The sequence below is a fragment of the Streptomyces bambusae genome (genome assembly GCF_019400985.1).
In the GTDB taxonomy this organism is placed as follows: Bacteria; Actinomycetota; Actinomycetes; order Streptomycetales; family Streptomycetaceae; genus Streptomyces; species Streptomyces bambusae_A.
Map to the genome: position 1 here is coordinate 1 of NZ_WTFF01000364.1, position 6,871 is coordinate 6,871.

The window sequence follows — 6,871 nt, forward strand, 5'->3', positions numbered from 1 at the left end:
CAACTACGCCTCCAGCAACGGCGGTTTGACCCTCTGCGCCCCCCTCTTCTACCTCGCCCCCGGCGGCCACCCGCCCATACTCACCCCCCCCCCCCTCACCCCGCGCGCCGGCAGCACCCGCGCACCCGGGGCCGGCCCGGCCCACCTCCCCGCCACCCGCCACGACGTCCCCGGCCGGGCCCGCCCGGCGGCCCGGGCAGGGTGCCGGGGGCGCCGGGCAGACCCGCGGCGAGCAGGGCCAGCGTGGCGGAGGCGCTGCCTCCGGAGAGGTCGGCGCCGACCCCGGGCGCCGGCATGCCGCGTGCCGCACGCCGGTCGGCGGGGCCCATGCCGGGAACCGGCCCCGGATCGTAGGGCAGGGTGTCGGGAGCATGCCGTGGTGCCGTGAGCCGGGCGCGCACCGCGGCCACCAACGCCTCCCGTACGCCCTCCACCGCGTGCTCGGGGTCGGCCTCGGGCGCGGCGACCGCCAGGGAGGCGACCGGCTCGTACCCGGTGATCTCGCGGGAGCCCTCGCGCAGGATCAGGGCGTGGCCGGGCGGGATCCGCCGGACCCCGACGTACGGAGTGCCGTCGGCCAGCGCCTCCGGGCTGTCGGGGCAGGCCAGCAGGGCCGCGAGGTGGCCGATGTCGAGCTGCGCCTCGATGAGGTCGGCGAGCGGCAGGGCGGCGGTGGCGTACGCGGTGCCGCCCGCCCACGGGGTGTAGAAGACGGGCCGGGCGCCGGCGAGGTCGCCGACCACGGTGATCCGGCGGCCGACCTGGGCGACGGCGGTGTAGCTGCCGGGCCAGGAGGTCAGGTGGCGCAGGGCGCCGCCGCGGGCCGCGTACAGGGCGCGGCGCAGTTCCGCGTCGTCGGCGCCGCAGCAGCCGAGGACGGCGAGCCGGGTGAAGGGGTCGGCGGGGTCGGCGGTGACGGTGCGGATCTCGTCGGGGCGCCAGTCGCCGACGGCCCAGAGCGGGTCGGGGTCGCCCCACAGGAGTTGCGCGCCGACCGGCAGGAGGGTGCGCTCGGCGTCCGCGCCGGACGCACCGGGGTCGCGCGGGTCGCCGCCGGGGGCCGCGTCCGCGAGGCCGCCGCGCGGGGCTGCCGCGTCGGGGGAGACCCGTCCGGCCGTGCCGAAACTCGCGGCGATACTGCTCCACCCCACCAACCAGCGCATCGCCGCCTCCCCAGCCTGTGGGCCCCAGTGACCGGGGCGCCGGGCGGCTGGACGGCCGGACGGCGGGACCCCGGGTGGCTCGGGGTCCATGCTGCCACGAGACAAGCGTGCGGGCGTGCTTCTAGGGGGCGCACGTAGAAACGAATGCGCCCCCGTCACACGGTATTTGACGTTCCGTCGCCTCCTGGGGGCCACCATCCCATAGGTCGGTTTCAGCCATTCTTCGACCGCGCCGCGTGCCGGAGCGGGCTCAGGGGCACAGCGGGGCCGCCGCGGTCCGGGAGGCGGCGTCCGCCCCCCGGACCGTTCCGCCACCCGCGGGGATTGAGGCGGCGGTGTCCCCCGGCCCGCCGGATCCACGCAGCGGGCCGACCCACGCACCGCACATCGAATCGCCGGCCCCGGGGCCGGGCCAGAGCGCACGTACGGGCGCACGGCCACACGGGCGGAGCACGCGCCGACACGTGCGCCCGGCGCCGCCGGGCGGTCCGGCCGTACGTACGGACAACAATCCCGCCATACGGAAGTCGAGGCCTTAACGCTTGGGAGGCGGGGAACTACGCTGGGTTTACGAAATGCCGGGCGCCTATGCCCCGGCGGCGTCTGCGTTCCACGTGCGACGAGGGGTGGCGCATGTCCAGGGAGCTCCGGGAGCCCAACGAGAAGCTCGGCGCCGTCCTCGCCCTGGCGGGAATCAGCAACGCGGGCCTGGCCAGGCGGGTCAACGACCTGGGCGCGCAGCGCGGCCTGACACTCCGGTACGACAAGACGTCCGTGGCCCGCTGGGTGTCGAAGGGCATGGTGCCGCAGGGCGCCGCCCCGCACCTGATCGCCGCGGCGATCGGCGCCAAGCTCGGCCGGCCGGTGCCACTGCACGAGATCGGGCTCGCGGATGCCGACCCGGCGCCGGAGGTCGGCCTCGGCTTCCCGCGCGACGTGGGCGCGGCGGTGCGCTCGGCCACCGACCTCTACCGGCTCGACCTCGCGGGCCGGCGCGGCGGCGGGGGGATCTGGCAGTCCCTCGCCGGGTCCTTCTCCGTGTCGGCGTACGCGACCCCCGCGTCGCGGTGGCTGATATCGCCTGCGGACAGCTCGGTCGCGCGCGAGGCCCCGCAGCCTCCCGCACCACCCCCGCCCGCGTCCCCGTCCCCGTCCATGCCGACGTCGCCGTCGACGGCGGCGACGGCCTCGGCCGGTCCGGCGAGCACCACCACCACCGGCACGGGGACCGGAGCCGGGACCGGAGCGGGTGTGCCCGGCGGCAGCGACCTCTCGCCGACCACCGTTGTGCCCGCCCGGCCGGTAACCGAAACGCACCGCGGCACCGGACCCGGCGCCGGCCCCGGACCGGGCCACGGATCCGGACAGCCTCACTCACCCGCCCCCGGCGCCGGCCCCGCCCCCGGCCCCGCGCCGGGCCAAGTGCCCGCGCCCGCCCTGCCCGAGCCCTCCCCGCAGCGCGTGGGCCACAGCGACGTGGCCAAGCTTCGCGAGGCGGCCGAGGACGCCCGCCGGTGGGACTCCAAGTACGGCGGCGGCGACTGGCGTTCGTCGATGGTGCCCGAGTGCCTGAGGGTGGATGCGACCCCGCTGCTGCTCGGCTCGTACAGCGACGAGGTGGGGCGCGCCCTGTTCGGCGCGACCGCCGAACTGACCCGGCTGGCCGGCTGGATGGCCTTCGACACCGGCCAGCAGGAGGCGGCGCAGCGCTACTACATCCAGGCGCTGCGGCTCGCCCGCGCGGCGGCCGACGTACCGCTCGGCGGGTACGTCCTGGCCTCGATGTCCCTTCAGGCCACCTACCGGGACTTCGCCGACGAGGCCGTCGACCTCGCGCAGGCGGCCGTCGAGCGCAACCGGGGCCTGGCCACGGCCCGCACCATGAGCTTCTTCCGCCTGGTCGAGGCCCGGGCGCACGCCAAGGCCGGCGATCCGCAGGCCGCGGGGGCGGCGCTGCGGGCCGCGGAGGGGTGGCTGGAGCGGTCGCGGGAGGGCGACCCGGATCCGAGCTGGCTGGGCTTCTACTCGTACGACCGGTTCGCGGCGGACGCGGCGGAGTGCTACCGGGACCTCAAACTGCCCCGGCAGGTCCGTCGCTTCACCGAGCAGGCGCTGTCCCGGCCGACGGAGGAGTACGTACGCTCGCACGGCCTGCGGCTGGTGGTCAGCGCGGTGGCGGAGCTGGAGTCCGGCAACCTCGACGCGGCGTGCGCACAGGGCGCGCGGGCCGTGGAGGTGGCGGGCCGGATCTCGTCCGCCCGCACCACCGAGTACGTACGCGACCTGCTGCACAGGCTGGAGCCGTACGGGGACGAGCCGCGCGTGGCCGAGCTGCGCGAACGGGCCCGTCCGCTGCTCGTGACTCCCGCCTGACCGGGGTCGAACCGGACAGGATCGAAGGGGAGCAACCGGGTCCGACCGGGTTCTGCGCGACGCGTACATGACGGTGCGCAACCGGACGGTGGCGGCCTGGCGTCCGCGTTGTCAGTGCGGGGGTGCAGTATGCAGGGGTGGGAGGTGGCAGCGTGGACTGCGATGTGCTGGTGATCGGTGGCGGGATCGTCGGCCTGTCGACCGCGTATGCCCTGTCGCGGCTCGCGCCGGGCACCCGGGTGGTGGTGCTGGAGAAGGAGGACGGGCCGGCCCGGCACCAGACCGGGCGCAACAGCGGGGTGATCCACAGCGGGATCTACTACCGGCCCGGGTCGCTGAAGGCGCGGTTCGCGGTGCGGGGCGCCTCGGAGATGGTCAAGTTCTGCGCGGAGCACGACATTCCGCATTCGGTGACCGGCAAGCTGATCGTCGCGACGGAGCGGTCGGAGCTGCCGCGCCTGCACGCCCTGGTCCAGCGGGGCCGGGAGAACGGCATCCCGGTGCGCGAGCTGGGCCCGGCGCAGATCACGGAGTACGAGCCGGAGGTGCGGGGACTCGCCGCGATCCACGTCGGCACGACGGGGATCGTCGACTACGGGCAGGTGGCGGCCCGGCTGGCCGAGTCCTCCGGGGCGGAGATCGTCTACGGGGCGCGGGTGGACCTGGTCTCGCGCCGCCCCGCGGGGGTTGCGGTGCGCACCGCGTCGGGCCTGGTCGTTCGGGCGCGGGCGCTGGTGAACTGCGCGGGGCTCCAGTGCGACCGGATCGCCCGGCTGGCCGGGGACGACCCGGAGATGCGGATCGTCCCCTTCCGCGGCGAGTACTACGACCTGGCGCGGCCCTCGCTGGTGCGCGGCCTGGTCTACCCGGTCCCGGACCCTGCGTTCCCCTTCCTCGGCGTGCATCTGACCCGGGGCATCGGCGGCGGGGTCCACGTCGGGCCGAACGCGGTGCCGGCGCTGGCGCGCGAGGGGTACGGCTGGGGCACCGTCCGGCCGGCCGACGTGGCCTCCGAGCTGGCCTGGCCCGGGACCTGGCGGATCGCCCGGCGGCACTGGCGGTACGGGGCGGGGGAGATCCACCGTTCCCTGTCGAAGCGGGCGTTCACGGAGGCGGTCCGGCGGCTGCTGCCGGCGGTGGCCGAGGCGGACCTGGTGCCGGCGGCCGCGGGGGTACGGGCGCAGGCGGTGCTGCGGGACGGGACGCTGGTGGACGACTTCCTGATCCGCGAGGCCCCGCGCACGGTCCACGTCCTGAACGCCCCCTCCCCGGCGGCGACGGCCTCCCTCCCGATCGGCCGCGAGATCGCCACCCGGGTCCTACGGGTGCTGCACACGGCCTGAGGGGTGTGCTGGGGTAGGAGGCCGGCAGGGCCGGGCGGGGTCCAGGTGTGCGACGTAGAATCTGGGCATTGTGTCTGAGTCCCTGAATCCGCAGCCCAGCGCCCCCGCGCCGGCCCCCGGCCCCTCGCCGGAGGCGACCCCGTACTCGCCGCCGCGCTGGCGGACGGAGCCCCGCTTCCCCGACGGCCCCGCGCCCGACCCCGCCGGCTCGCACCACGAGCGGCGGATCCGCAGCTTCCAGCCGCGGCGCAGCCGGGTGACCACCGGGCAGGAGGACGCGCTGCGCCGGCTGTGGGGCAGCTGGGGCCTGGACATCGACGGCCGCGAGGTCCTCGACCTCGACGCGATGTTCGGCGGCCGGCCCGTGGTGCTGGAGATCGGCTTCGGCATGGGCGAGGCCACCGCGCAGATGGCCGCCGACGACCCCGACACCGGCATCCTCGCCGCCGACGTGCACACGCCCGGCCAGGGCAACCTGCTCGCGCTCGCCGAGCGCAACGGGCTCGACAACGTCCGGGTCGCCAACGGCGACGCCATCATCCTGCTCCGCGAGATGCTGCCCCCCGGCTCCCTGGCGGGCCTGCGCGTCTACTTCCCGGACCCGTGGCCGAAGAAGCGCCACCACAAGCGGCGGCTGATCCAGCCCGAGTTCCTCACCCTGGCCGCCACCCGGCTGGCGCCCGGCGCGATCCTGCACTGCGCGACCGACTGGGAGCCGTACGCCGAGCAGATGCTCGAAGTGCTCAGCGCCCACCCGGACTTCGAGAACACGCAGGCCGACGGCGGCTACGCGCCCCGGCCGGCGTTCCGGCCGCTGACCCGCTTCGAGGGCCAGGGCCTCGACAAGGGGCACGTCGTACACGACTTGCTCTTCCGCCGCACGCAGAACCGGTAACGTCACCGCGCGTGTCCGACCCACTCGCTAGGGTCATCATGTGTCCCGAGCGCTCTTTGGCGTGCTCGCACGCCCGTCCGGCACGGTCCGTACGGGCGTGCTCCTCGTCCTGCTCGCCGCCTCCGGCGTAGCCATCCTGGACCTCGTCCGCGAACAGACCGGCACCCCGGGGTTCTTCGTGGGCCTCGGTCTGGCCCTGCTGCCGGTGCCGCCGCTCATGGCGGCCTTCCGGTGGCTGGGCCGGGCCGCGCCCGGGCCCTGGGGGCAGCTGCTGTTCTGCTTCGGCTGGGGTGCCTGCGCCGCCGCGCTGATCGCCATAGTGGCCAACAGTTTCGCGACCCAGTGGATAGCCGCGGCCACCGCCGATCCCTCCGACGCCGACCAGCTCGGCTCGGTGGCGATCGCGCCGGTGGTCGAGGAGAGCGCCAAGGCGGCCGCGCTGCTGCTGGTCTTCCTGTTCCGAAGACGCCATTTCACCGGTCCCGCCGACGGCTTCGTGCTGGCCGGCTTCACGGCGACCGGGTTCGCCTTCACCGAGAACATCCTCTACCTGGGCAATGCGTTCGGGGAGGACCTGGCCAGCGGCGTCGGGGTGCTGGAGTCGATGACGGCCGCCACCTTCTTCGTGCGGATCATGGTCTCGCCGTTCGCGCATCCGCTGTTCACGGTGCTGACCGGACTCGGCTTCGGCGCGGCCGTGCTGGCCGGCCGGCGCGCCACCCGGACCGGGCTGCCGCTGGCCGGGCTGGCGGCGGCGATGGGTACGCACGCACTGTGGAACAGCTCCTCGGAGCTGGGCGAGTCCGGTTTCTACCTCGTCTACGGCTCTGTGATGGCCCCGGCCTTCGGGCTGCTGGTGTGGGCGGCGGTCCGGATACAGCGGCGCCAACTCCACACGGTGCGCGGGGAGCTGGCCGTGTACGCGGCGGCGGGCTGGCTGGACCCGGCCGAGGTGCCGGCGCTCGCGTCGCTGCCCGCCCGGTCGCTGGCGCGCTCGCTGGCCCGGCACAGCGGGGGCCGGGCGGCCGCCCCGGGCGGCGCCGGGGGGGCGGCGACGGGATGCGGCGCGGGGCCGGCGGGCCGCCCCCCCCCCCCCC

4 protein-coding genes and 1 pseudogene are annotated in these 6,871 nt (G+C 75.8%); 4 read left to right on the forward strand and 1 reads right to left on the reverse strand.

The window, feature by feature from the left end; all coding sequences use genetic code 11:
• Nucleotides 1-161: 161 nt before the first annotated feature.
• A pseudogene (locus GPJ59_RS31475) lies at nucleotides 162-1,163 on the reverse strand (asparagine synthase-related protein); the annotation flags it as partial.
• 633 nt (nucleotides 1,164-1,796) lie between these two features.
• Here GPJ59_RS31475 and GPJ59_RS31480 point away from each other — a divergent pair.
• The 4 genes from GPJ59_RS31480 to GPJ59_RS31495 all read left to right on the forward strand — a co-directional run.
• Entirely contained in the window at nucleotides 1,797-3,536 is a 1,740-nt protein-coding gene (locus GPJ59_RS31480) for a sporulation protein (RefSeq protein WP_219671328.1), read from the forward strand.
• Nucleotides 3,537-3,658: 122 nt separating this feature from the next.
• Nucleotides 3,659-4,879: an L-2-hydroxyglutarate oxidase gene (gene lhgO / locus GPJ59_RS31485; RefSeq protein WP_219671329.1), complete on the forward strand. Its 1,221-nt coding sequence runs from the start codon at nucleotides 3,659-3,661 to the stop codon at nucleotides 4,877-4,879.
• 70 nt (nucleotides 4,880-4,949) lie between these two features.
• Nucleotides 4,950-5,774, forward strand: coding sequence for a tRNA (guanosine(46)-N7)-methyltransferase TrmB (gene trmB / locus GPJ59_RS31490; RefSeq protein ID WP_219671330.1), 825 nt, complete (start codon nucleotides 4,950-4,952; stop codon nucleotides 5,772-5,774).
• Nucleotides 5,775-5,835: 61 nt separating this feature from the next.
• Nucleotides 5,836-6,871, forward strand: a 1,036-nt coding sequence (locus tag GPJ59_RS31495) for a PrsW family intramembrane metalloprotease (RefSeq protein ID WP_308120588.1), incomplete at its 3' end; no start/stop codon positions are given.